Genomic DNA, 24,039 nt, shown 5'->3' with positions numbered 1-24,039 from the left:
TAAGATGGCATCATATAGTTACTTTCCTCCTCCTAAGATTTGTTTTATTGTCTCATTTTTAGGTAAATATGTAAATAATCGATTCAGAATTCAATCGTGTTCTTGCTATCAATAAACAAAATTCCATAAAGGATTTAAGGCGATAATAAAACGGCCAGAGATTTTCTCTGCCCGCTTTGTTTAACGTATATTAAAAAACAAATAGTATTTATATCTTAAAAAGTCATTGATAAATTAATACCGCCATGATATATTACTTTAGAAACACAAAACCTAATAATTAAACACCATATATTTATCCTTATCTTAATCTTACATCAAAACCTCTCTCTCAGTCAACCCATTTTATCAAACTTTTTTTAAAGGAGTGCTTTGAATGAAAAATGACCTTCGGCAGGAGCAGGAACGACTGGATCTGGTGACCGGGACTATTACGGAGCAGATGAGCAAGCTTGCGGATGAAGCCGGCCGGCGCCGGAGTGAAGTTACCCATATTCAAAGGCACTTTTGGGATGAAGTCAAGGTAAATACAGATACGTTTGACGACTATCTTGAGACCATCATCGGTTTAAGGCAGCAGGCGCAGGCCCTGACTGTCAGCCAGAGCACCCACAGGCATGCCAAAACCAGGCTGTCTGTCCTTGAGCGCATGCAAAAATCACCTTATTTCGGACGGATTGATTTCACCGAGGAAGGCACAAAGGAACCCGAAAAAGTCTATATTGGCATTTCAACTCTCACAGATTCAAGCGGCGAGGATTTTCTGGTCTATGATTGGCGCGCTCCGGTTTCGAGCGTTTATTATGACTATCCCCCAGGCCCTGCTGAATACACGACTCCAGGAGGCGTGATTAAAGGAAATCTGGAGACAAAGTGGCAATATCTCATCCGCGGGGGCATGGTCGAGTCGATGTTTGATACGAGCCTTACCATTGGAGATGAGATTTTAAAGGAAGTGCTTGGCAAAGGGACAGATAAACACATGCACAGCATCGTGGCGACCATTCAGCAGGAGCAAAACCGGATCATCCGTCACGTATCGGGCAGACTGCTCATTGTTCAGGGAGCAGCAGGAAGCGGCAAGACCTCGGCAGCTATGCAAAGGATTGCTTACCTCCTCTATAAGTACCGGGACCGTCTGAAAGCTGATCAAATCATTCTTTTCTCCCCTAATTCCATGTTTAACAGCTACGTATCCAATGTCCTGCCTGAGCTTGGCGAAGAGAACATGCAGCAGGTTACGTTCCAGGAATATATGTACCACAGGCTGAGCGGCTCCTTTAAAGTCGAGGATCCCTACGAACAGTTGGAATATGTACTGACCGCGGCTGATGAACCTGCCCGCCGCACAAGAACGGCAAGTATCCGGTTCAAGGCTTCCACTTCCTTTTTCGAGACGGTAAAAGCGTACAGCCACTCCCTTGAAGAATCCGGCATGGTATTTAAAGGGGTTAAATTCAGAGGAAAACCATTTGTCTCCGGCAAACAAATGGAAGAAAGATTTTACGGCACGGATACTTCCAACCGCTTTTCGAACAGAATTGAGAAGCTGCAGGAATGGCTGAACGCAAAAATCGATGAAACGGAAAAAGCCGAGCTGAACGAACCTTGGGTCCAGGAAGAAATTGAGCTTCTGAGCAAAGATGAGTATCAAAAGGCTTTTTCTTATTTAGAGAAAAGAAAGGACTCTGAGGAAGATCTTGATGATTACGAACAAGAGATCAAGGTGCTCGGCAGGATGGTTGTGCGGAGGAAGCTGAAGCCACTCAGAAAATGGGTGCAGGGCATCCGCTTCGTCGATTTTACCGCTTTATACAGACAGCTTTTTTCAGACCCTTCGAACATAAGCAATTGGATGACTGAGAAACCGCCTGAAGAGTGGGCGGATATTTGCAGGATGACGATGAACATGCTTGATGAAGGAAGACTGTTTTATGAAGATGCTCCTCCGTTTTTATTCTTGAAAGAGCAGATTCAGGGCTTTCAGACAAACACGTCGATTAAGCACGTTCTTGTAGACGAAGCACAGGATTATTCTCCTTTTCAATTTGAATTTTTGAAACGGCTGTTTCCTATGGCAAAGATGACCGTGCTCGGGGACTTTAACCAGGCCATCTTCGTTCACGCAAGCGGCCTGTCCGATTTCCACCCGCTAATGGGCTTATATGGCCCCCATGAAACAGAAGCCATTCTCTTAAACCGAAGCTACAGGTCTACTAAGCCGATAACAGATTTCACTCGGAAACTTGTTCCTAACGGTGATCAGATTGTCTCTTTTGAGCGCGGCGGCGAGATGCCTGTTCTGACTGCCGTATCAGACCGGACCGAATTGCACCGGCGCATCGCATCCAAAGTTGCAGACTTCCAAAAGCAGGGGCACCATTCCATTGCCATCATCTGCAAATCCGCTGCCGAAAGCAGCGAAGCTTTTGGCGCGCTTGGTCATATTCCGGACATTAAGCTTGTAAAAAGCGGCTCGGCTGAATATGAGCAGGGCATCGTTGTGATCCCTGCCTATCTGGCTAAAGGCATTGAATTCGACGCTGTCATTATCTATGACGCATCGGCTCAAGTTTATGGAGACGCGAGCCTGCGCAGATTGTTTTATACGGCCTGCACGCGCGCGCTGCATCTCTTGCAGATTTACAGCGCCGGAGAGCCGTGCGGATTTTTACAGGAGGTACCGCGGGAGAATTTGATTTGGAGTTGACTAAAAAAGGAAGGAAAGGCTGCCTCACCGCCTTTCCTTCCTTTTTATTTTGCGTTCGCGTCAGGCTGATGAATGCCGAAGATGTTGCCTTCCGTATCAAGGTAGTACCCTTGCCACGCCATTCCGGGAAGGGCATATTTCGGCAATGCAACCTTGCCTCCGCACTCAAGGATTTTCGCTTCCGCTGCGTCATAGTTTTCAACGCCCATCGTACAGGAAAACCCGTTTAACGGCTGGTTTTGCTCAGGAGAAGGACCTTGTCTCTGCATCAAAGCCCCGTTGACACCTGGTTCATTCTCATCTCCTGTCACTGCTCCGAAATACGGAAGGCCTGCATACTCACTCCAGTCCTGGAATGTCCAGCCGAAGACCTCTCCATAAAACGTCTTTGCGCGCTCCATTTCATTTACGTGAATTTCAAAGTGTACTAATCTGCCCATGTGAGCCTCCTATTTGCATATGTATTTTTATTATTTTTTCTAAATTGGTACAGGAATGTATTTCTGTTTTACCTGCTATAAACCCTCCATGAAAAGAAAAAATCCTTTATTTACTGATATTATTTGCACAAAAAAGCAGGAACCCTTATAAGGTTTCCTGCTTTTCGTTTAACCGTTCTGCTGCTTGTTTTTCCTCAAACCTCTCAAGCATTGCCCTCACTTCATCTGTCGATTTCGTGTTCATCAATTGACTCCGCAGCTCTGCAGCTCCCGGGAATCCTTTGACATAGATTTTGAAAAAGCGGTGAAGGCCGGTAACAGCGCGCGGTACTTCTTCTGCATATTGATCTTGAAGGTCAAGCTGCAGTCTCAGAAGGTCGAGGTATTCTTTGCTGCTGTGTTCTCTCGGCTCTTTTTCAAAGGCAAACGGGTTTTTAAAGATCCCACGGCCGATCATGACGCCGTCAATGCCGTATTGTTCTGCAAGCTGAAGACCTGTTTGCCGGTCTGGGATGTCGCCGTTGATGGTCAGCATCGTGTCCGGCGCGATGCGGTCACGCAGTTTTTTGATTTCCGGGATGAGTTCCCAATGCGCATCGACCTGGCTCATTTCGTCTCTTGTGCGCAAGTGAATGGAAAGGTTCGCAATATCCTGTTTCAGGATGTGCCCAAGCCATTCCTCCCACTCGTCTACCTTTTTAAATCCAAGTCTTGTTTTCACGCTGACAGGCAGTCCGCCTGCTTTTGCAGCCCCAATGAGTTCTGCCGCAACGTCCGGGCGGAGGATGAGGCCGCTGCCTTTTCCTCTTGATGCCACGTTCGGAACCGGGCAGCCCATATTGATATCAATTCCTTTAAAGCCCATTTCCGCCATGCCGATGCTCATTTGACGGAAATAATCGGGATTGTCTCCCCATATATGTGCAACCATCGGGTGTTCATCTTCTGTAAACGTCAATCGGCCGCGCACACTTTTCAGACCCTCAGGATGACAGTAGCTGTCCGAGTTAGTAAACTCTGTGAAAAAAACATCCGGACGGCCGGCTGCACTGACTACGTGACGGAACACAACATCTGTCACGTCCTCCATCGGGGCAAGTACGAAAAATGGCTTCGGCAGATCACGCCAAAAATTATTGGTCATGCCAAACTCAAATCCTCTCAATGTCAAACTTCCGTTAAAAAATATTCTTTTACACTTATAACATGTTTCCTGCCTGTTTATCAATCTCTGCCTGTTATAAAATTTTGGAAAACGAAATAAAAAGCAGATGGAATAGAATGATTCTATCTCAGCTGCTTTTTTCTATTAGACCAATTTTAAAGAAGCTACCGCTTCACAATGCGTCGTATGCGGGAACATATCCACCGGCTGCACTTCCACCGTAGCGTATCCGCCATCCTCCAGCACTTTCAAATCACGAGCAAGAGTCGCAGGATTGCAGCTTACATAGACAACCTTCTTCGGCTTCATATCAAGGATTGTCCGCAGCAGGGCTTCATCGCACCCTTTGCGCGGCGGGTCGACTACGATGACGTCGGCTGCATTTCCTTCTTCATACCATTTCGGAATGACAACTTCAGCTTCACCTACTGCAAAGTCTGCATTTTCAATTCCGTTCAGTTCGGCATTGCGCTTGGCATCTTCAATGGCTTCAGGAACGATTTCAACGCCGAACACGTTTTTGGCTTTTTGAGCAAGGAACAGGGAAATGGTTCCGATGCCGCAGTATGCATCGATGACAGATTCCTCTCCGTTCAGATCGGCATATTCCAGTGCTTTTTCATAGAGTACTTTTGTCTGTTCAGGATTTACCTGAAAGAAGGATCGCGCTGAGATGGCAAATTTGATGTTGCCGATGTAATCGTAGATGTATTCTTCTCCCCATAGCACAGTTGTTTTATCGCCAAAGATGACATTGGTGCGTTTTGGGTTAACGTTTTGAACGATGGACTTGATGGCCGGGAATTGGGCCGTAATGTCTTCAATGACGGCTTTTTTGTTCGGAAAATCAGATGTCCGGGTGATGAAGACGACCATCATTTCATTTGTCACGGTGCCGCGGCGGACCATGATGTGGCGCAGCCAGCCTTTGTTTTTCTGTTCGTCGTAGGCGCGGATGCCATGGCGGTTTGCGATTTCTTTCACGGCTGCGACGACTTCATCGTTTTCGCTTTGCTGGATCAGGCATTGTTCCATATCAATGATTTCATGGGAGCGCTGCTGATAGAAGCCGGCGATGAGCCCGCCTTCGCGTTCTCCGACTGGGACCTGTGCTTTGTTGCGGTAGTTCCACGGATCATTCATGCCGAGTGTCGGGTGGACCGTAACGTTGTCGAGATTCAGCTTGCCGATTCGTGCGAGCACTTCTTTGACCTGCTTGTGCTTAAAGTCAAGCTGGCCCTGATAGCTTAAGTGCTGCAGCTGGCAGCCGCCGCATTGTTTATAGATCGGGCACGGCGCATCGGTGCGCTCTGAACTTTCCTCGTGCAGCTCGACAAGGCGTCCGAATGCGTAGCCTTTATTTATTTTCGTGACTTTGATCTGGCCTTTTTCGTTTGGCAGGGCGTTAGGAACGAAAATTGGATATCCTTCAATTTTCGCAACGCCTGATCCGTCATGCGTCAGGTCTTCAAAGGTCACGTCGTAGTATTCATTTTTTTGTACAGGCGCAATTGCCTTTGTCATGGTAATCTTCCTTTATAGTTACTGATTTGTTCATTTTACCACACTGAAGACATAAGAAAAACTTGGCGCAGGGCCAAGTTTCTATTCGTCCATTTGCTGGGCTTTTGCAAGCGGCACGAGGACTTCAATATGACGGTACAGGTTGACGAATTCGCCCGGCAGATCGCCGCCGTATTCGCCGTCTAAGTTCAGCTGCATTTTTTGAGCGGATGTGACCTTTACTCTGTTGGCCGTTGTATAGATGATGTTGCTGTCGCTGATGTGCTCGCCGCGGAGCGCAAGGCTTGCGACCCGGATAAAGTCGGCAAGGTTTGCTTTTTTCAGGATCAGCAGATCGAACATGCCGTCATTCAGCTTGCTGTCAGGGGCAAGCTTCTCAAAACCTCCGACAGAGTTTGTCAGGGAGACGAGAAACAGCATGATTTCGCCCTTGAATAGCTTGCCGTCGTATTCGATCTCGACTTCTGCGGGACGGATGGACGGAAGCATTTCGATGCCCTTTAAGTAATAGGCGAGCTGGCCGAGGACTGTTTTAAGCTTGCTTGGGACTTCATATGTGAGTTCGGTGAGACGTCCTCCGCCTGCGATGTTGACAAAGTAGTGGCCGTTGACGCGTCCGATGTCGATGGCTCTTGCTTCGCCTGCAAGGATGGCATCCACTGCAGTCAGGATGTTGTCGCGCGGAATGCCGATGGCACGGGCAAAGTCGTTTGTTGTACCGACCGGAACGACTGCAAGCTGAGGCCGTTCTTCAAGTTCAGCAAGGCCGTTCACGACCTCATTGACTGTGCCGTCTCCTCCAGCTGCGACAACAAGATCAAAGCCGCGGAGGCCTGCTGCACGGGCAGCCTGAACAGCATCCCCCTCGCACGTAGTGGCGTGGCAGGATGTCTCGTAACCGGCAATTTCAAATTTCTCCAGAACCTCTGGAAGTTGTTTTTTAAAGGCTTCTCGGCCTGATGTTGGATTATAGATTATTCTTGCTCTTTTCATTTTCCCCATCATCCTATGTCAGAATGTATTTCCATGATTTGTTGTATCGTACAAGCCAAGGATTAGTCTACACCTTTTTTGTCCGATACGCAAACCATAGAACCAGTATAGCCAAAGCACGGCAAAAACAACGGCGCCCTTCCTGAAATCAGTCGCGGCGCCGTCTGTGTATTAACGTTTTTGAAGTTCTTCCTGAAGCAGTTTGTTGACCAGCTGCGGGTTTGCCTGGCCTTTTGTTGCTTTCATGATTTGGCCGACAAGGAAGCCGATCGCTTTTTGCTTTCCGCTCTTGAAGTCTTCAACAGACTGAGGGTTCGCATCGATTGCTTCATTGACTGCCGTGCGGAGCGTGCCTTCGTCAGAGATTTGGACAAGACCTTTTTCTTTGACGATTGTCTCGGCATCACCGCCGTTTTCAATCAGTTCTTTAAATACTTTTTTTGCTATTTTTGAAGAGATTGTGCCGTTTTCGATCAGCTTGATCATGCCGGAAAGTCCGTCCGGAGTAAGAGCAACATCCTTAAGCTCTTTGCTTTCTGCATTCAGATAGCCGCTCACCTCACCCATGAGCCAGTTGGACGCCTGCTTCGCATCGGCGCCTTTGTCCACAGTTGCTTCAAAGAAGTCTGCCATCTCTTTTGTCAGAGTCAGTACCTGAGCATCATAAGAAGGCAGGCCGAGCTCTTGAGTGTAGCGTTTTTGGCGCTGGTCCGGAAGCTCAGGGATCGTTGCACGGATGCGCTCCTTCCACTCATCATCAATGTAGAGGGACACAAGATCCGGTTCCGGGAAGTAGCGGTAGTCGTCAGAGCCTTCTTTTACGCGCATCAGGATTGTTTTGCCTGTTGCTTCGTCAAAGCGGCGTGTTTCCTGGTCGATGACGCCTCCTGCACGGAGCACTTCTTCCTGACGGATTTCTTCGTGCTCAAGACCTTTACGGACAAAGTTGAAGGAGTTCAGGTTTTTAAGCTCCGTCTTTGTTCCGAATTCCTCTTGTCCAACGGGACGAAGGGAAATGTTGGCGTCACAGCGGAGTGAGCCTTCTTCCATTTTGCAGTCGGAAACGTCTGTGTACTGAATGATCGCTTTCAGCTTTTCAAGATAAGCATACGCTTCTTCAGGCGTCCGGATATCCGGTTCTGATACGATTTCGACAAGCGGCGTGCCCTGGCGGTTGTAGTCGCAAAGGGAATAGCCGTCGCCCGTATGCGTCAGCTTGCCCGCATCCTCTTCAAGGTGAAGGCGCGTGATGCCGATTCGTTTCTTTTCACCGTTTACTTCGATGTCAATCCAGCCGTTCTCGCCGATCGGCTTGTCAAACTGGGAAATCTGATACGCCTTCGGGTTGTCGGGATAGAAATAGTTTTTGCGGTCGAATTTCGTGTCTGTCGCAACTTCGCAGTTCAGTGCCATTGCAGCTTTCATGGCGAAATCAACGGCTTTTCTGTTTAAAACCGGCAGAACACCCGGATAGCCGAGCTCAACCACGGTTGTGTTTGTATTCGGATTCGCGCCGAAGTGGTTCGGAGCGTTTGAGAAGATTTTTGACTCTGTTTTCAGCTCTACGTGGACCTCAAGTCCAATGACCGTTTCATACTTCATGGTTTTCACCCCTTACAGTTCAGGTTTTGCTTTATGATGATCCGTTGCCTGCTCGAATGCATGGGCAACGCGGTATACAGTGCTTTCGTCAAAATGCTTTCCGATGATCTGCAGGCCGAGCGGCAGTCCGTTTGAGAATCCGCACGGAACGGAGATTCCAGGGACGCCTGCAAGGTTTACAGGGATGGTTAAAATATCGTTTGCATACATCGTAAGCGGGTCATCCGTTTTTTCGCCAACTTTAAAGGCCGGCGTCGGAGTTGTCGGTCCAACGATGACATCATATTTTTCAAAAACATCTTCAAAGTCTTTTTTAATGAGAGTACGGACCTGCTGCGCTTTTTTGTAGTAGGCATCGTAGTAGCCGGAGCTCAGCGCAAACGTTCCAAGCATGATGCGGCGCTTGACCTCATCGCCGAAGCCTTCGGAACGGGACTGCTTGTACAGCTCGATCAGGTTTTTCGCATTGTCTGAACGGTAGCCGTAGCGGACGCCGTCAAAGCGTGCAAGGTTTGCTGACGCTTCAGATGAAGACAGCAGATAGTACGTTGCAAGCGCGTATTTGCTGTGAGGAAGAGAGACTTCTTCCCACGTTGCGCCCTGTGCTTCGAGCACTTTCAGGGCATCAAGGACTGACTGTTTTACTTCTTCGTTTACGCCTTCTCCGAGGTATTCCTTCGGTACAGCGATTTTCAGCCCTTTCACGTCACCTGTCAATGCTGATAAAAAGTCAGGCACTTCAACGTTCGCAGACGTGGAGTCCATTGGATCCACACCGGAAATGGCCTGAAGCAGGAATGCGTTGTCTTCCACGCTTGTTGTGAGCGGTCCGATTTGATCAAGAGATGAGGCAAAGGCAATCAGGCCAAAACGGGAGACGCGGCCGTATGTAGGCTTTAAGCCGACGACACCTGTATAGGCTGCAGGCTGGCGGACCGAGCCGCCTGTGTCAGATCCAAGAGCAAACGGCACTTCGCGTGCTGCAACGGCCGCAGCAGAGCCGCCGCTTGATCCTCCTGGCACAGTCTCAAGGTTCCAAGGGTTTTTCGTTACTTTGTAGCCTGAGTTTTCCGTAGAGGAACCCATGGCAAACTCGTCCATATTCAGCTTTCCGATTGTGACTGCTTCTGCTTTTTGCAGGTGCTGCACAACGGTTGCGTCATAGATCGGATCAAAGTTTTCAAGAATTTTGCTCGCAGCAGTTGTGCGCAGGTTTTTCGTCACAATGTTATCTTTTATCCCGATCGGCATTCCGAAAAGAAGGCCGAATTCATCGCGGGTGCCGATGGCTTCGTCGAGTTCCTTTGCGTATGCGCGGGCTTTTTCCTCATCTAATGCAAGGAACGCGTTCACTTTTCCGTCGACAGCTCCGATGCGCTTGTAGGATTCGTCTACAAGGTCTGAGACCGTGATTTCTTTTTTATGTAAACTTGCTTTCAGTTCTGAAAGTTTCTGGTCAAATAATGGCATAGCGGCTGCTTCCCTCCCTATTCTAAGATCGACGGTACGCGAATGTATCCGTCTTTATGGTCAGGAGCGTTCTTCACAACGTCCTCAACCGGCAATCCTTTTTCTGCTTTGTCCTCGCGCAGGATGTTTTTCATCTCAAGGACGTGTGTTGTCGGCTCTACGCCAGTTGTATCGAGCTCATTGAGCTGCTCGGCGAACGAAATGATCGCATCAAGCTGCGTTGTGAACATTTCCGTTTCTTCTTCTGTTATCGCTAAACGTGCAAGATTTGCAACGTGCTTCACTTCTTCTTTTGAAATGCGTGACATGGGGCTCCACCTCCGATAAATCTCGTGTAAACAATACTCTGATGATAACAAAAGTCATTGCATTAAAGCAACAAAAGGCCGTGATTATTCGGGTTTTCTACAGTTCCTGATCGAGCACCTTCTTCACAATGTTCGGATGATCTGTCATAATGCCGTCTGCGCCGATCTCCACAAGCCTCCGGACACTGTCTTCGTCGTTGATTGTCCAGTACTGGACCGCGATGCCGCGCTTGTGGAGAGATTCTGTCAGGCGTTCTGTCGCAAGGTTCATACCGCTTGCCTCCATCGGGATCTGGACGGCTGTGTATTTTTCCATAGGAACGATGCGGTCTAAATAAAGTTTGTGGGCGATGACAAAATTCCGCGTGGCTCCTTGGGCAGGACTGACAGGGACCGTCCCGTCCGTTGCTTTAATAAAGTACTCCAGTGCATCGTCGTAAAAGGAGGCGATGATTACTTTATCGCTCATGTTGTGCTTTCTAATTAGATCTGCCATTTTGTCTGCTAATGCCGGATCGTCCTTTTTGAGCTCAATCGTCATGGGATAGCCGGGGAACGCGTTGAAGATTTCATCCATGGAAGGAATTGTAATGCCTTTGTTCCGGTAAGGGTAGCTTCCGTCCGGACCGATGAAATGATAGCCTGCGTCGAGTTTCTGCAGTTCATTTAGCGTCATGTCTTTGACAGCCCCCGTACCGTTTGTCGTTCTGTCAACAGTGTCATCATGAATGACGACTACCTCCCCGTCTTTAGAGAGATGAACATCCATTTCCAGCATATCCACTCCGAGCTTTTCAGACAGCGAAAAAGCAGCCATCGTATTGCCGGGCGCCATGCCGGCACCTCCTTGGTGAGCGATGATGAGGGGCCGGTTTCCTTTTTTGAGAAACGTCTGGTTTTCCGTTTGAGTGACAGGGATGAATTGAATGATGACAAAAAAGAGCAGTGCGGTGATGAGGACGACAGCGGATATAGGAAGTGCGGTTTTCTTTTTCCTGTCGGGCTGAGGTATTGGTTGCATGGGCTGGACCTCCATTGTAGTTGTCATTTCTTTATATCATGGAGGAGCTTTGATTATGTATTAAAATTTGGTTAAATTCCGCCCGGTTTTATCGGCGGTGTGCGGTTTATCTGAGAATTTTCACACTTTACTTGCCTCATTTATAGATTTACTTGCCAGTTATTATAATTTACTTGCCGCTTACACGAGGTTACTTGCCGGCTAGGAATATTCACTTGAAAATTTCCAAACGCATCCAATATACTCGTACATTCTTTTGATTTACAATAAAAAAACACCGCACGCGGTGTTTTCCCTTTTAAACAAACGTTTAATTAAACGTCTTATCTGCAGCTCTGGCGCAGCTTCAGCTTTGTTGCGATCGTCACCTGTTTGGCGATTTTGCGCTCGGTGATGCGTTCGACCATCAGGTCTACGGCAGTTTCGCCCATGACTTCAGTGTAGACTTTGACAGTTGTCAGTGACGGGAAAATGTATTTTGATACACTAATGTCATTGACGCCAATGATGCTGACCTGCTCGGGCACGCGAATGCCTTTTTCGTGCAGGGCCTGGATGCTGCCGATGGCAATGCTGTCATTGGCTGCAAAGAAGGCGGTCGGCAAATTGTCGCCAAGCTTTGCGATGGCTTCTGACATCATGCGGTGGCCGTCCTGAACGGTGAAGGAACCGATGAAGATGGCGTCCTCGCGCAGCATGTTCCGCTCTCCCATGTACTTGATGAACGTTTCCTCACGCTGATCGTCAAGCTTTTCTGTATGCTCACGGTAGGTTTCGCGGCCGCCGATATAGCCGATTTGCGTGTGGCCCTTTGCGATAAAGTGATCGAGGACGCGTTCCGTTGCCCGCTCGAAATCAACGATGACCGAATCAAAGCGTTCTGAATCCGGACTTGAATCGACGAAGACGACGTTGCGGGCCGCTTTTTTGAATTCCTCTGCCTGCTGCCTGCTGAACTTGCCTACTGCAATGATGCCCTGCAGCTGGTCCTGATTGATCTCTTCAAAGTCATCATAAAAGTAAGTCGCAAGCTGAAGGTTGTGATGCTTCGCCCGCTCCTCAATGCCAAGTCTGATTGACATGTAATAGAGGTCATTCAGCTCCTCAAGGGCTGTGTACCAGTGGACGATTGCAATCTTCGGCACGAGGCTTTTTTTTGTCTTCCGCTTTTTATAAGACAGTTCCTCGGCCACTTCGAATATGCGTTTTTTTGTTTCGTCCCCGACAGACAGCGTTTCGTCGAAATTCAGCACCCTTGAAACTGTCGCAATGGAAACACCCGCTTTTTCAGCTATATCTTTAATTGTAGCCGCCATATACCTTACCCCTTTGTTCACTCAATATCTTCTTGTTTAAACCAGTCCAAATGTAAATGATGTTCTGGATCTGTACGCTTCATGTGCTGCAAGCCTGTGAGTATGCAGCCCCGGCACTAGAAGTGATTCCGGAATCCGCTGCGTTTCAACGCAGATTGCCGCATATGGCCCTTTAGCCTGTTCCGCCTTCAGCGGATGCACTGTGTCCATTTTGTTGGCCGTATAAATGACCGCTGCAGGCTCTGACGTCTGCACCGTCATCCTCCTGCCGCTTTCTTCTTCCTGAACGATGATTTGGTTAAGGTCGCGCTGTTCAAGAAGAAAAAGGTGATCATACCCGTTTCCGGCATTAATAATATGCCGATTGTCTGACTCTGCTGCTTCTCTTACCAGTTTACCAGTTTTCAGATCAAACGGGGTGTCTTTTACAGGAATCCACTTTCCTGTCGGGAGCTGATCCTCGTCCATTTCTGCGATGCCTTCTGCATTCAGCTGCAGCGCATGGCCGAGCACGTCCCGCCCGCTGTCTGCAGACAGATTGAAATACGCATGATTTGTCAGGCTTAACCACGTATCCTTGTCAGACCGTGCTTCATAGTCAATCGTAAACGTATTGTCGCAGTCAAGCGTGTAGGTCACCTGCACGTCAAGGTTGCCGGGATATCCGCCCTCTCCGTCCCTGCTGAAGTGTGTAAGGACAGCAACAGCTGCATCATCCCGCTTTTCCGTCCTGACGTTCCAGTAAACACTGTGAAAACCGTGCGGACCGCCGTGCAGCTGGTGCTCCCCCTCGTTTGCCTCAAGCTTGTAAGGACCAAGCTGCGCGTCCTGAATGCGGCCGGCAACGCGACCGATCAGAGCACCGAGGTAATACGGATTTTCGAGATACTGTTCCGCGTGGTCATATGCGAGAACAACATTTTCAAAGGTTCCGTTTTTGTCTGGTGCCATAATGGATGTGATGGTCCCGCCGAGGTTCAGGAAGCTGACTGAGTATCCCTGGCTGTTTTCAAGGGTGTATTTCTCAATGTTTTGCTGCGGATGCTTGAGAATCGTTTCGTGAAGGATGTTCATGCGTATCGTTCCTCTCTGTTTTTAAACACTCTATAAAGTGGTTAAAATGCTTATTCCCTTCAATAGTTCGTTTAAAAACGCCCGCATCCTCCAGAACCCTGCTGAATTTTATGCCAACTTCTTTTTTCAGGACAGCATCGATCGTTTTCTTTTCAAAAGAGCCGTATTTGGCCTGCAGCTGGCTGACCCATTGGAGGTGATGATCAGGAACAGACCCGCCTTCACCAAGCAGGTACGCTTCGATCTGCTGTAGTTCGTTTTTTAGCCGCTCCGGAAGCACCGCAAGTCCCATGACTTCAATCAGGCCGATGTTTTCTTTTTTGATGTGATGGAGGTCCGCATGCGGATGGAAAATGCCCATCGGGTGCTCTTCGCTTGTTCGGTTGTTGCGCAGAACAAGATCGAGTTCAAACTCGCCGCTTCGCATTCTGGCAATCGGCGTGACCGTCTGGTGCGGCTCATCTCCTGTAAAGGCTAGTATATCCGCTTCCGCGTTCGAGTACGTTTTCCATGTATTCAGCACGTGCTCTGCTGCCGCAACAAGCGAGGCTTTGTCCGCAGAACGCAGACGCAGCACGGACATTGGCCATTTCACTCTTGCAAATGACACTTCCGGAAAATAGGGAATTTCAAATACCGTTTCATCCGGTGCCTCAGCCATCGCGAATGAGTAGCGCCCTGCCTGATAGTGGTCGTGAGAAAGAATCGAACCGCCGACAATCGGCAGATCTGCGTTTGAACCGATAAAATAGTGCGGGAACTGCTCAACGAACGCAAGCAGCCTGCAGAAGGCGTCCCCGTTGATTTTCATGTCCCGGTGCTCTCCTGATAAAACAATGGAATGCTCGTTGTAGTAAATATACGGAGAGTACTGGAAATACCACTTCTCGCTCTCTAGCGAAAGTTCAATAATCCGGTGATTGGCGCGTGCCGGATGGCCTATGCGCCCCGCGTACCCTTCATTTTCTGCGCAAAGGAGGCATTTCGGATAGGCTGCATCGTTTTTGGCAGCCTTCTCTCTTGCAATGTCGCGCGGGTCTTTTTCCGGTTTTGAGAGATTGATGGTGATATCAATCTCCCCGTACTCAGTTGGGGTTTTGTAATGGATGTTTTTCGCAATCCGTTTTGTCTGGATGTAATTGCTGTTCTGACTGAGTTTATAAAAGTAATCGGTCGCAATTTCAGGCGACAGGCTGTAGTATTCTTCGAATGTCTGCTGAATGTGGGATGGTTTATCTAAAAAGACATTCATCAGGCCTGCAGACAGTTTTTCTTTTTCATCAAAGGTTCCCTCAACCACCCCGCGTCTGGCTGCGTCTTCAACCAAAACGTCCAGGAGATCCGGAACTGTCAATAGAGTCTCAGGCAGACCGCATTCTTCATAGGCATCAATCCCAAGCAGTCCGATCAGCTGATTCCGTGCGTACACGCGGTCTCTGTCTGTGATGAATTTTTTCTGGATGGCTTGCTCTGTTAATTGATTGACGAATGAAGACATGTTCATCTGGAATCCTCTCCATATCCGTGTGGTTTTGTTTGATGCCAGTTCCACGCATCCTGCAAAATCGTTTTGATGTTTGTTCGCGCCGGCTCCCAGCCGAGAATGGCTTTTGCTTTACCGGATGAAGCGACGAGCGTGCTCGGGTCGCCTGCTCTGCGAGGTGCGGCGGCAGCAGGAATCGGATGGCCCGTCACTTCGCGCGCCTCCCGAATCATCTCGCTGACTGAGAAGCCGCGGCTGCTGCCGAGGTTGATAATGGTGCTCTCCCCTTGTCTGCTCAAATAGTTCAAGGCAAGAAGGTGTGCATCAATCAGGTCTTCTACGTGAACGTAATCACGGATGCATGTGCCATCAGGCGTCGGGTAATCATCTCCGTAGATCGAGATGTGCTCTCTCTGTCCGAGCGCCACCTGCAGGATAATCGGCACCAGGTGTGTTTCAGGTGTGTGATCTTCGCCGATTTCAGCATCTGCCCGCGCGCCCGCCACATTGAAATAGCGGAGAGACACATAACGGATGCCGTATGCTTGCTCGCACCAGCGCATCATTTTCTCCATCATCAGCTTGGATTCGCCGTACGGATTTGTCGGGTTTGCCGGTTCGGTTTCCGTAATCGGAACAGTCTCCGGTTCGCCGTAAACAGCTGCCGTAGACGAAAAGACAATCTCTTTTACACCGTGCTTTTGCATCACTTCAAGCAGGACCTGGAGCCCGTAAACGTTATTCCGGAAATATTTGAGCGGCTTTTCCACTGATTCGCCCACTAAGCTGCTTGCAGCAAAATGCAGCACCTGGGTGATAGTCTCTTTTTCAAAAACGCTGTTTAAAAAGGATTCGTCTCTTAAGTCCCCTTCGTAAAAGCTTGCTTCAGGGTGAACGGCTTTTCTGTGCCCGGTCTGCAGATTGTCGACCACAACCGTGTCGATCCCCCGGCCGATGAGTTGGTAGACGGCATGGGAGCCGATGTAGCCGGCCCCGCCAAGAACTAATACGCTCATATGTGAACCCCCAATTCGATTTCGCATGCTCCGTCCCCGATGTTTGCGATGTAAAAGGACGCTTCGTAGCCGATTTCAGAGAGATATGCGCGGCCTACTTCTCTTAAAAAGTCTTCAGCCGCCGTTTTCTCTACAATGGCAATCGCACAGCCGCCAAAGCCTGCTCCCGTCATCCGCGCGCCAATGACGCCGTTTTGTTTCCAGGCAGCTTCCACTAATGCATCAAGCTCTTTTCCCGTTACTTCGTAATCATCGCGAAGGGAGCGGTGGGACGCGTTCATGAGCTCGCCGAACGTATACAGGTCGTTCCTTTCAAGCGCTTCGAGAGCCTGAATCGTCCGCTCATTTTCGCTCACAGCATGACGCGCGCGCTTACGGACGGTCTCACTGCTGATTGCGGATGCATAGCGTTCAAACGTTTCAGCTGATAGTTCGCCAAGTGACTGCGCAGGCACTTTTTCCTGCAGAATACGGAGTGCCTCTTCGCATTCCCCGCGGCGTTCATTGTATTTTGAACCAGCAAGCTCTCTCCGTTTGTTCGTATTCATGATGACAATTACGTGGTGATCGAGCTCAATCGGTGCATAGCGGTAGTTCAGTGTCTGGCAGTCAAGCAGCATCCCGCACGCTTTTTTCCCCATGCCGATGGCAAACTGATCCATGATGCCGCTGTTGACTCCGATATATTGATTTTCAACGACCTGCCCAAGCTTCACCATGTCAATCCGGTCGATTTTCAAATTGAACAGTTTTTCGAGCATGACGCCTGTGACCATTTCAACCGATGCGGATGAAGAAAGCCCTGCCCCGTTCGGAATGTTTCCGTAGATTAAAAGGTCCAGCCCTTCTTCGATGGCGTATCCGCGTTCCTTAAGGGCTGCTATCATGCCTTTCGGATAGTTCGCCCAATCGTCTTCGGACCTGTAAGCTAAATCGTCAAGCGGGCACTCCACAATGCCTTTGTCAGGAAAATTCACGGAGTACATGCGAATCATTCGGTCTGAACGCTTTGCCGCAAGGGCATACGTTCCATACGTGATCGCACATGGAAAGACGTGTCCGCCGTTGTAATCCGTATGTTCCCCGATCAGGTTAATGCGTCCCGGAGCGAAAAAACTGCGGTAGCTCCCGCTTCCAAATGTCGATTGGAATAATGTTTCCAGTTCAGCCGCATTCATTGTGTGTGTCCCCCTTTTGACCGTGCCAGAATTTTCGTCTCAAACGGCTGCAGCACTTCTCCTTCAAAGACCGCATCTTCATCATTGTGGTTCATGACGATGGCATGCTCTCCTCTGATGACCACTTCGACACCCGGAGCTGATTCGATATAGGAGATGCCGGACTCGTTCAAAACAGATAATGCAAGCTCACCCAGCACCTTTTCTTCTGCACCGGTTCCGACGTAATAGGCTTTTCCTTCCCCAAATTTGTTCACCGTAACAGCGGCATAGTTTTTATAAAAACGGTCGCTGTAGGTATACAGGGTTTCCGCTGCTGCCGGACGGACAAGATCTCTCCATACGCTGCCTGACGCTTCTGTTTTACTGTCGGCTGAAACAATGGAGACGTGCTGGCCGCCGTGAAGCGACTCAGCCTCATCGATTTCAATTCCAAGCAGATCCTTCAGCTGATAAGGTGCCTTTTCACCGAACGGGATATTGTTGTCTTTGTTTTTCATGCCTGCACGGAAGGAGAAAATCACCGTTCCGCCGTTTTCAGCAAAAGCTTTCAGTCTTGCGGCAAGTTCGTCGTCAACCAGTGTGAGCACCGGGACGAGCACAACTTTATAGGATGAAAAATCATGATCGTACCGCAGGACGTCAACCGGTACATTTACATCATGGAAAGGCTGATAGAGCCTCATCAGTTCGTTTGTAAATTCAAGCTGCGAGCTCTGCTGCTGGATGCGCATTGACCAGACGTTGTCAAAGTCATAAAGAACGGCAACATCTGCCTCAATCGGCGCCTGGAATACCTCTTCATGCTTACGGACTTCTTTGAATACTTCCTGCACCTCGTAAAATTTGCGGGAACGCGTGTTGTCTGCATCAAGAATGCCGAGGCAATACTGCTCAGCCCCTCTGTTCATGCCGCGGAACCGGAAGTAAAGCATGTTGCTGCACCCGTGTGCAAATGCATGATAGGACCAAAGCTGCGCCTGGCCGGGTCTTGGCAGGTAGCCGATGATATCATGTCCCTGTGCACCCATCAGCTGCTCAACGATCCAGAAGTTTTCACGCTTGATGCCGCGGACAAATCCTAGAGTGAATGACAGAAAAGCAGGCGATACCGGTTTCGTCAGTCCTCCCCATACTGGATAGTTGTCATAGGAAACGAAATCAAGTTCTCTTGAAAACTCGTTATGGTCAAACCATTTTCCGAAAAAGCCGCCAGGAAGATTCGTCGTGACTTCCTGATGTGAGCCTTTCAGCTTTTTTACGAGATTCAGATGCATTTTCGCGAAGCTGCTGAGAGATTCGCTTCTGAATCTTGCCCAGTCAAGCATCATAGCCGGGTTATGAACCGTAATTGTCGGTTTCGGGACAGGGACTTCATCGAATGCGTTGTACGTCTGCCCCCAGAAAATCGTGCCCCAGCGTTTGTTCAGCTCCTCAGCCGTTTCATATTTTCTCTCAAGAAACCGGTGAAAGGCTTCTCTGCACCCGCCGCAGTAGCACATGTCACTGCCTTCATGGCCAAGCTCGTTATCAATCTGCCAGGAAACAATGCCGCTCTCATCCTGATAGTGTGTGACCAGTTTTTCTGCGATTGCAAGAGAGTAAGTCTGATAGGTTTTTGAATTATAGCAGTACTGTCTTCTGCCCCCGAAAGATTTCGGATGGCCGTGTTCATCTTCAAGAAGAATATCAGGGTGTTTTTTGACAAGCCAGGCAGGAAACGTAGCCGTCGGAGTGCCGAACATAACGGCGATTCCCTCTTCTTTAAACCTTTTGATGACTCCGTCAAAAAAAGAGAAGTCGTACTTTCCTTCTTCAGGCTCCATCAAGTGCCAGGCGAACTCGCCGATGCGCACCATGTTTACGCCCATTTCCTTCATTTTTTCAATATCTTCGCCGAACAGGGATGGATCCCAATGCTCTGGATAGTAATCAACGCCTAAATACATGTCTCATCCCCCATTTTTCGTAAGGTAAAATACGTGTGACTGAAAATCTCCGCTGCGTTCTGCAAGCTGCTTATTGACGCCGTTGTACTGGATCGGAAGCGCCATTCCTCTTTGCATCAGCTCATCCCCGCCGTATTTGGCGCCGTCCACCTTGTACATGCTGTCTGCTTCGAGCCCCGCAAGCTTCAGCGTCCTGATTTTTTTCGGAGTTGCTTCCGCCAGCACCTGATACCAGCCGACAAGCGCTTCAGAACGGTCTTTGGACACAATCATCCAGGCGGTTTCGTTTGATTCAAACGGGCTGATCAGCCGGTGGAAATCGCCGTTTCTGACCAGTGTGCGGTGTGACTTGTATGTCTCGATTTGTTTTTTTACTTCTTCCTTCTCTTCCTCTGTCATTTTGTTCGGATCAAGCTCATAGCCGAACGTGCCGAAGTAGGCGGCATCCCCGCGCATTTTCAGCGAGGTTTTGCGCAGCGTCTGATGGTTCGGCACGTCTGATACGTGGGAGCCGATGCTGTAGATCGGATAAACAAAAGATGAGCCGTACTGGATCTTAAGGCGCTCAACGGCATCCGTGTCATCACTTGCCCATGCCTGCGGTGCATAGTAGAGCATCCCGGCATCAAACCGGCCCCCGCCTCCTGCACAAGATTCAAACAGGACGTCCGGGTACTTCTCTGTCAATCTTTCATATAACTCATAGACTCCGAGGATATAGCGGTGGAAAAATTCTCCCTGACGGTCCTGTCCAAGCGCTGCGGAGTAAGCCTCCGTGATGTTTCTGTTCATATCCCATTTGATGTAGCTGAGCTTTGCCGACTCGATGATGGAGGACATCCGCTCATACAGATAATCAACGACTTCGCCGCGCGTATAATCGAGCACCCACTGATTCCGGCCGTATGTGACCGGCCGCTCAGGATCATGAATCACCCATTCAGGATGCCTGCTGAAAAGATCGCTCTCCTCAGAAATCATCTCCGGCTCAAACCAAAGACCGAATTTCAGCCCTTCGCTGCGTACCGCATCAGCCAGGGCATCGATGCCTTCAGGCAGTTTCTTCAAATCGACGAACCAGTCGCCGAGAGAAGTTGTATCATCATTGCGTTTTCCAAACCAGCCGTCGTCAAGGACAAACAGCTCAACACCGAGCTCTTTAGCCTGCTTTGCAATCGCTGTAATCTTATCAGCGTTAAAATCGAAATACGTAGCTTCCCAGTTGTTGATCAGAACAGGACGATCCCGTTTCTGCCAGACGGGCGCGATAAGGTGATCCCTGAACAGGTCGTGCGTGGACTGGGTGAGCCCGTTCAACCCTTCATCAGAATACGTCAGAACGGCCTCAGGTGTATGAAACACCTCGCCCGGGGCCAGATGCCAGCTGAACTGAAACGGATGAATTCCCATCTGGATGCGTGCTGCATCGTAGTGATCCACTTCCGCCTGCGCTAAAAAGTTTCCGCTGTATATGAACTGGAAGCTGTACGCTTCTCCGGAAGTTTCTGTTGTATTTGCACGTTTAAACGCCATATACGGATTGTGGTGATGCGAGCTTGCGCCTCTAATGCTTGAGATGGACTGGATACCCGTCTGAAGCTTTCGTTCTTTTAAATGGCGTTCTCTTGACCATGTTCCGGCAAGATGGACCATCGTAAAATCACTGTCTGAAAGATCAAGGGAGAGACTCATCATCCGCTCAATATCGACCGGCTGCTCCCCTTCGTTTTCAAGACTCGCGTGACGGGCAATAGATGCAGAGTGTTCGAAAATCGTATAATAAAGCTTCAATGTCAGCTTTCTCAGTTTATCTGTGAGCGAGATGATCAATGTACTTGCATCACCTGCATTCGCAAACGTTGCAGGAAGACCCGGAATCCGCTCTTTTCCTTCCTTTATTTCAAAAGATGTAAATTCAAACTTGCTGACAGAACTTCCGCCTGGATGCCTCAGGGAGATGGCAGGCTCTCTGAAATCGCTCGTGCCGTACACCGGATATTCCTGGCATACTGTCTCAAGGGAAAAAGCCGGATCATCCTTATAAGGATGACAGCTCGCAGCTGTCGGAATGTGATAGGCGGCAAAATGGGAAAAGTCAGGCTGGTGATTCAACCGTTTTCCATAATACAGCTGGCCAAGCTCCCCGTTTTTCATCACATGAAAGATATAGCTGACCGTTTTGTTTGCAAGGTGGAATTGGTTGCGTTCTTCATTCATGAATATAGGCATCGCAGTATGCTCCTTTAGCCGAGTTTTGGTTCGTCCGTAAACGTAATCGAGCAACTTTCATTTCCCTCAAGCTCCATCACGAGAATGTCATTCTTTCCTTCTTTCAAAAGCGGGCCCGGAACGTACAAGCGCTGCTGCGGACCTTCTGTCACCCAGTAGCGTCCGAGGTTAAACCCGTTTACCCAAACATTGCCTTTTGTCCATCCTTCAAGATCAATAAAGGTATCTGCCGGCGCGTCTGCCGTCAGTTCCCCTTTGTAAAAGCGCGGATATCGTTCGTCTTCTCCTTTTATAAAAGCAAGGTCCGCATCATCCATCTCAATCGGATAAACCTCCCAGTGGAACCAGTACTGATTTCCGATCCAGAGATTTTCCGTGATGCCTTTTTTGTCCTTCAAATGCTTGCCGTAGTTGACGCGGCCCATGTTTTCCACGAATACCTCAAGGATGTTTTCCTCATTCGGAAAGGAGAGGGTAATCGTTTTTTCCGGATCATTGCGGTATATGGTGCGCTCAAGCTTTCGATTGATATAGATAAACGCTCTGTCGCGTATCGGCGCGGTGTCCATTTCAAGGTCACCTTGTTTTGTAATCACTGTTTTATATAGAATGTAGCCGTAATTCTGGTCGAGCTCCTCCATCGGTTTCGGAGCGATAACGTTTTGCGGTTTTAGTGTGCTGATATAATCAAACACGCTCATTTGAGCGTTCATGCTCACTTGTCCGTAGCTTTTCTTAACAGAAGGTGCCGGATTTTCTTCAGGTACCTCTCTGTATTTAGAAAGAACGTTTTTTACCGTGAAGTATTTTTCACCAGGGTCTCCCCATTCGGTTAAAAGAGCATCATAGTCATAGCTTGTAATGGTCGGTGAGTAGAACTCGTAATGATTTGCGCCGTTCATGAAGCCAAAATTTGTTCCCCCGTGGAACATGTAGAAATTCACGGACGCACCCTGTGAAATCATTTTTTCATACTCTGCGGCAACATCAGCCGCTTCCCGCGTGTGATGTTCACCGCCCCAATGGTCGAACCAGCCGATCCAAAATTCTGCGCACATTTCCGGTGAGTTTGGTCGAAACGTTTCGAGTGCAGCAAAGGCTTCCCCCGAGCGGGAGCCGAAATTCAAGGTTGTCACAGCATCCTGCATGGATCCGTGCTGAATGAATTCGGGTCCGTCCGAGGTGAAGAGCAGAACATCAATGCCTGCGTTTTTAAAAAGCTCTGCTGATGCATTCAGATACTCCAGGTCATTTCCATAGGCGCCGTACTCATTTTCAACCTGTACGGCAATGACCGGACCGCCGTTTGACGATAGATGCGGGACCATTTTCGGCAGCAGAACGTCAAAGTATGATGTCAGATGATCAAAGAACACAGGATCTGAGCTTCGGAGCACCATGCCGGGCTCTTTCAGAAGCCAGCCGGGAAAACCTCCGAATTCCCATTCGGCACAGATATAAGGTGCCGGTCTGAGTATGACATACAGCCCAAGCTCTTCTGCTTTTTTGATAAAGCCTTCAAGATCAGCCATGCCTTCAAAGCAGTACTGGCCTTTTTTCGGTTCATGCACATTCCATGGTATATACGTTTCGACTGTGTTCAGACCGAGCTGCTTCAGTTTCAGCAGCCGGTCCTCCCAGTACTCGGGAACAACGCGGAAATAGTGAATGCTCCCCGATAAAATCTGATACGGTTCTCCGTTTAAATAAAATTGCTTCCCCTTTGTTGTCAGCATCCTGTTTTCCTCCTATTTCACGGCGCTTCCAAGCATGCCTGAGATAAATTGCTTCTGAAGCACCAAGAAGAAAACGATAATCGGAACGGTTGCAATGGATACACCCATCATTACCTGGCCGTAGTCAATATAAGAAAGACCCATTAGTGTCGACAGTGCGACCGGGAACGTGTACATGCCTGCATCATTCAATACAACAAGCGGCCACATGAAGTTGTTCCACTGTGTCATGAACAGGAAGATGGACGCGGCTGCAAGTGCCGGACGCATCGATGGTGCAACGACTTTAAAGAAAATCTTGAGTTCTCCTGCTCCGTCAAGACGGGCTGCTTCGATCAGCTCTGTCGGGAACGCAAGGAAGTTCTGTCTTAATAGGAAAATCGCAAACGGATAGCAAAGCTGCGGCGCGATGACCGCGAAATATGTGTTCAAAAGATTCAGCTCAGACATCATCCGGAAAAGCGGAATCAGCGTTGCCTGATACGGAATCATCATCGATAAAAGAAACGCGGTGAAAATAAAGTTTCTGCCTTTAAATTCGAATTTTGCCAGTGCATAAGCAGCTAGCGAACAAACAGCAAGTGCCGCCACTACATACAAGAGAGACACAAACAGCGAATTGAACATGACCTGCGGAATGTTGATTGATGCATTCAGGTTCTGGAAGTTCGTCATCAGCTGATCGCCCGGCGTCAATGTCGGCGGGTTTGTGAACATTTTGCCTGATTCATTTGTCGCCCCGATAAACATCCAGTAGAACGGGAAAATCGAGATGATCATAAACAGGATTAAAATGGCGTACATGCCGATTTTCTGCGGCAGCGA

Annotated in this window: 18 protein-coding genes; 1 reads left to right on the top strand and 17 read right to left on the bottom strand. The window is 48.9% G+C overall.

Annotated elements, in window-relative coordinates:
- Window positions 1-376 precede the first annotated feature (376 nt).
- A complete protein-coding gene (gene helD, locus JOJ89_RS02040; RefSeq protein WP_203289439.1) occupies window positions 377-2,710 on the top strand; it encodes an RNA polymerase recycling motor HelD in 2,334 nt (777 codons plus the stop codon).
- Between the two features lie 44 nt (window positions 2,711-2,754).
- Here the strand turns inward: helD and JOJ89_RS02035 are convergent, their stop codons facing one another.
- The 17 genes from JOJ89_RS02035 to JOJ89_RS01955 form a co-directional block, all read right to left on the bottom strand.
- Window positions 2,755-3,150: a VOC family protein gene (locus JOJ89_RS02035; protein WP_203289438.1), complete on the bottom strand. Its 396-nt coding sequence runs from the start codon at window positions 3,148-3,150 to the stop codon at window positions 2,755-2,757.
- 145 nt (window positions 3,151-3,295) lie between these two features.
- On the bottom strand, window positions 3,296-4,294 hold the full coding sequence (locus JOJ89_RS02030; RefSeq protein ID WP_203289437.1) for a tRNA dihydrouridine synthase: 999 nt from the start codon (window positions 4,292-4,294) through the stop codon (window positions 3,296-3,298).
- A 165-nt stretch (window positions 4,295-4,459) separates the two neighbouring features.
- On the bottom strand, window positions 4,460-5,839 hold the full coding sequence (gene rlmD / locus JOJ89_RS02025) for a 23S rRNA (uracil(1939)-C(5))-methyltransferase RlmD (RefSeq protein WP_203289436.1): 1,380 nt from the start codon (window positions 5,837-5,839) through the stop codon (window positions 4,460-4,462).
- A gap of 81 nt (window positions 5,840-5,920) precedes the next feature.
- A complete protein-coding gene (locus JOJ89_RS02020) occupies window positions 5,921-6,832 on the bottom strand; it encodes a diacylglycerol kinase (RefSeq protein WP_203289435.1) in 912 nt (303 codons plus the stop codon).
- 171 nt (window positions 6,833-7,003) lie between these two features.
- On the bottom strand, window positions 7,004-8,434 hold the full coding sequence (gene gatB, locus JOJ89_RS02015; RefSeq protein ID WP_203289434.1) for an Asp-tRNA(Asn)/Glu-tRNA(Gln) amidotransferase subunit GatB: 1,431 nt from the start codon (window positions 8,432-8,434) through the stop codon (window positions 7,004-7,006).
- Between the two features lie 12 nt (window positions 8,435-8,446).
- Complete coding sequence (gene gatA, locus JOJ89_RS02010) at window positions 8,447-9,904, bottom strand: Asp-tRNA(Asn)/Glu-tRNA(Gln) amidotransferase subunit GatA (RefSeq protein WP_203289433.1); 1,458 nt, start codon at window positions 9,902-9,904, stop codon at window positions 8,447-8,449.
- A 17-nt stretch (window positions 9,905-9,921) separates the two neighbouring features.
- Window positions 9,922-10,212, bottom strand: coding sequence for an Asp-tRNA(Asn)/Glu-tRNA(Gln) amidotransferase subunit GatC (gene gatC, locus JOJ89_RS02005; RefSeq protein ID WP_203289432.1), 291 nt, complete (start codon window positions 10,210-10,212; stop codon window positions 9,922-9,924).
- Between the two features lie 97 nt (window positions 10,213-10,309).
- Complete coding sequence (locus JOJ89_RS02000; protein WP_203289431.1) at window positions 10,310-11,233, bottom strand: glycerophosphodiester phosphodiesterase family protein; 924 nt, start codon at window positions 11,231-11,233, stop codon at window positions 10,310-10,312.
- Window positions 11,234-11,556: 323 nt separating this feature from the next.
- On the bottom strand, window positions 11,557-12,549 hold the full coding sequence (locus JOJ89_RS01995; protein ID WP_029566454.1) for a LacI family DNA-binding transcriptional regulator: 993 nt from the start codon (window positions 12,547-12,549) through the stop codon (window positions 11,557-11,559).
- A 36-nt stretch (window positions 12,550-12,585) separates the two neighbouring features.
- Window positions 12,586-13,623 carry an aldose epimerase family protein gene (locus JOJ89_RS01990; protein ID WP_203289430.1) on the bottom strand — a complete coding sequence of 346 codons (1,038 nt, stop codon included), beginning with the start codon at window positions 13,621-13,623 and terminating at the stop codon, window positions 12,586-12,588.
- Window positions 13,574-15,127, bottom strand: a complete 1,554-nt coding sequence (gene galT, locus JOJ89_RS01985; protein ID WP_203289429.1) for a UDP-glucose--hexose-1-phosphate uridylyltransferase — start codon at window positions 15,125-15,127, stop codon at window positions 13,574-13,576. The genes JOJ89_RS01990 and galT overlap by 50 nt, the downstream gene beginning before the upstream one ends.
- The gene (gene galE, locus JOJ89_RS01980; protein ID WP_029285526.1) at window positions 15,124-16,122 is read right to left on the bottom strand and encodes a UDP-glucose 4-epimerase GalE; all 999 of its coding nucleotides are present in this window, start codon (window positions 16,120-16,122) and stop codon (window positions 15,124-15,126) included. Before galE ends, galT begins: the two co-directional genes overlap by 4 nt.
- Entirely contained in the window at window positions 16,119-17,300 is a 1,182-nt protein-coding gene (locus JOJ89_RS01975) for a galactokinase (RefSeq protein ID WP_029285524.1), read from the bottom strand. Before JOJ89_RS01975 ends, galE begins: the two co-directional genes overlap by 4 nt.
- Window positions 17,297-19,249: a beta-galactosidase gene (locus JOJ89_RS01970; protein WP_203289428.1), complete on the bottom strand. Its 1,953-nt coding sequence runs from the start codon at window positions 19,247-19,249 to the stop codon at window positions 17,297-17,299. The genes JOJ89_RS01975 and JOJ89_RS01970 overlap by 4 nt, the downstream gene beginning before the upstream one ends.
- Before the next feature lie 3 nt (window positions 19,250-19,252).
- On the bottom strand, window positions 19,253-21,478 hold the full coding sequence (locus JOJ89_RS01965; protein ID WP_203289427.1) for an alpha-galactosidase: 2,226 nt from the start codon (window positions 21,476-21,478) through the stop codon (window positions 19,253-19,255).
- A 14-nt stretch (window positions 21,479-21,492) separates the two neighbouring features.
- Window positions 21,493-23,214: a glycoside hydrolase family 35 protein gene (locus JOJ89_RS01960; protein ID WP_203289426.1), complete on the bottom strand. Its 1,722-nt coding sequence runs from the start codon at window positions 23,212-23,214 to the stop codon at window positions 21,493-21,495.
- A gap of 12 nt (window positions 23,215-23,226) precedes the next feature.
- Window positions 23,227-24,018 (bottom strand): carbohydrate ABC transporter permease, encoded by a 792-nt coding sequence (locus JOJ89_RS01955; protein ID WP_029285516.1) that lies wholly within the window; start codon window positions 24,016-24,018, stop codon window positions 23,227-23,229.
- Window positions 24,019-24,039 lie beyond the last annotated feature (21 nt).

The sequence above is a fragment of the Metabacillus sp. cB07 genome, from assembly GCF_016839225.1.
Classification (GTDB): domain Bacteria; phylum Bacillota; class Bacilli; order Bacillales; family Bacillaceae; genus Bacillus_P; species Bacillus_P indicus.
The sequence above is the reverse complement of the archived record's forward strand: the minus strand, read 5'-3'. Positions and strand labels throughout refer to the sequence as shown.

Coding starts and splice junctions, on each gene's coding strand:
- helD (WP_203289439.1), top strand. CDS start 377: ATGAAAAATGACCTTCGGCAGGAGCAGGAACGACTGGATCTGGTGACC.
- gatC (WP_203289432.1), bottom strand. CDS start 10,212: ATGTCACGCATTTCAAAAGAAGAAGTGAAGCACGTTGCAAATCTTGCA.
- JOJ89_RS01995 (WP_029566454.1), bottom strand. CDS start 12,549: ATGGCGGCTACAATTAAAGATATAGCTGAAAAAGCGGGTGTTTCCATT.
- JOJ89_RS01970 (WP_203289428.1), bottom strand. CDS start 19,249: ATGTATTTAGGCGTTGATTACTATCCAGAGCATTGGGATCCATCCCTG.
- JOJ89_RS02030 (WP_203289437.1), bottom strand. CDS start 4,294: ATGACCAATAATTTTTGGCGTGATCTGCCGAAGCCATTTTTCGTACTT.
- gatA (WP_203289433.1), bottom strand. CDS start 9,904: ATGCCATTATTTGACCAGAAACTTTCAGAACTGAAAGCAAGTTTACAT.
- JOJ89_RS02035 (WP_203289438.1), bottom strand. CDS start 3,150: ATGGGCAGATTAGTACACTTTGAAATTCACGTAAATGAAATGGAGCGC.
- galE (WP_029285526.1), bottom strand. CDS start 16,122: ATGAGCGTATTAGTTCTTGGCGGGGCCGGCTACATCGGCTCCCATGCC.
- JOJ89_RS01960 (WP_203289426.1), bottom strand. CDS start 23,214: ATGCTGACAACAAAGGGGAAGCAATTTTATTTAAACGGAGAACCGTAT.
- galT (WP_203289429.1), bottom strand. CDS start 15,127: ATGAACATGTCTTCATTCGTCAATCAATTAACAGAGCAAGCCATCCAG.
- JOJ89_RS01965 (WP_203289427.1), bottom strand. CDS start 21,478: ATGCCTATATTCATGAATGAAGAACGCAACCAATTCCACCTTGCAAAC.
- JOJ89_RS02020 (WP_203289435.1), bottom strand. CDS start 6,832: ATGAAAAGAGCAAGAATAATCTATAATCCAACATCAGGCCGAGAAGCC.
- gatB (WP_203289434.1), bottom strand. CDS start 8,434: ATGAAGTATGAAACGGTCATTGGACTTGAGGTCCACGTAGAGCTGAAA.
- rlmD (WP_203289436.1), bottom strand. CDS start 5,839: ATGACAAAGGCAATTGCGCCTGTACAAAAAAATGAATACTACGACGTG.
- JOJ89_RS01955 (WP_029285516.1), bottom strand. CDS start 24,018: ATGTACGCCATTTTAATCCTGTTTATGATCATCTCGATTTTCCCGTTC.
- JOJ89_RS01990 (WP_203289430.1), bottom strand. CDS start 13,623: ATGAACATCCTTCACGAAACGATTCTCAAGCATCCGCAGCAAAACATT.
- JOJ89_RS01975 (WP_029285524.1), bottom strand. CDS start 17,300: ATGAATGCGGCTGAACTGGAAACATTATTCCAATCGACATTTGGAAGC.
- JOJ89_RS02000 (WP_203289431.1), bottom strand. CDS start 11,233: ATGCAACCAATACCTCAGCCCGACAGGAAAAAGAAAACCGCACTTCCT.